Origin of the sequence: Pseudoalteromonas sp. P1-25 (assembly GCF_001401805.1) — a bacterium.
Lineage (GTDB): Bacteria > Pseudomonadota > Gammaproteobacteria > Enterobacterales > Alteromonadaceae > Pseudoalteromonas.
On sequence record NZ_LKDW01000072.1, the window covers coordinates 1 to 1,209 of the forward strand.

At 45.4% G+C, this 1,209-nt stretch carries 1 protein-coding gene; it reads left to right on the top strand.

All coding sequences use genetic code 11. From position 1 onward, the window contains the following. A complete protein-coding gene (gene tuf / locus AN393_RS19535) occupies positions 1-1,185 on the top strand; it encodes an elongation factor Tu (protein WP_029773026.1) in 1,185 nt (394 codons plus the stop codon). Positions 1,186-1,209 lie beyond the last annotated feature (24 nt).

Genomic DNA, 1,209 nt, shown 5'->3' on the forward strand with positions numbered 1-1,209 from the left:
ATGGCAAAAGAAAAGTTTGAACGCGTAAAACCGCACGTAAACGTTGGTACAATCGGCCACGTTGACCACGGTAAAACTACACTAACTGCAGCAATCACTAACGTACTTGCAAAAGTATACGGCGGTGTTGCTAAAGATTTCGCATCAATCGATAACGCTCCAGAAGAGCGCGAGCGTGGTATCACAATCTCAACTTCTCACGTTGAGTACGATACACCAACTCGTCACTACGCACACGTAGATTGTCCTGGACACGCCGATTATGTTAAAAACATGATCACCGGTGCTGCTCAGATGGACGGCGCTATCTTAGTAGTAGCTGCGACTGACGGCCCTATGCCACAAACACGTGAGCACATCCTACTTTCTCGTCAGGTTGGCGTACCTTACATCGTTGTATTCATGAACAAATGTGACATGGTTGACGATGAAGAGCTACTTGAGCTAGTAGAAATGGAAGTTCGTGAACTTCTTTCTGAGTACGACTTCCCAGGTGATGACTTACCACTAATTCAAGGTTCTGCACTTAAAGCACTTGAAGGCGAAAAGCAGTGGGAAGACAAGATCGTTGAGCTTGCAGAAGCACTAGATTCTTACATTCCAGAGCCAGAGCGTGACATCGATAAGCCATTCATCATGCCTATCGAAGACGTTTTCTCAATCCAAGGTCGTGGTACTGTTGTAACTGGCCGTGTTGAAGCTGGTATCATCAACGTGAACGACGAAGTTGAAATCGTTGGTATCAAAGAGACTACTAAGTCTACTTGTACTGGTGTTGAGATGTTCCGTAAGCTTCTTGACGAAGGTCGTGCTGGTGAGAACATTGGTGCACTTCTACGTGGTACTAAGCGTGAAGACGTTGAACGTGGTCAAGTACTAGCTAAGCCTGGTTCAATCAAGCCACACACTACATTCACTTCAGAAGTATACGTACTTTCTAAAGATGAAGGTGGTCGTCATACTCCATTCTTCAAAGGTTACCGTCCACAGTTCTACTTCCGTACAACTGACGTAACAGGTGACGTACAGTTACCAGAAGGCGTAGAAATGGTAATGCCTGGTGATAACGTTAAGATGACAGTAACTCTAATCGCGCCAATCGCGATGGACGAAGGTCTTCGTTTCGCTATCCGTGAAGGTGGCCGTACTGTAGGTGCTGGTGTTGTAGCAACTATCGTAGAGTAATAATTAGCCTAGCTAATTAATACT

What these genes read in the sequence shown, in the direction of transcription:
- tuf (WP_029773026.1), top strand. Translation starts at nt 1, where the DNA reads ATGGCAAAAGAAAAGTTTGAACGCGTAAAACCGCACGTAAACGTTGGT.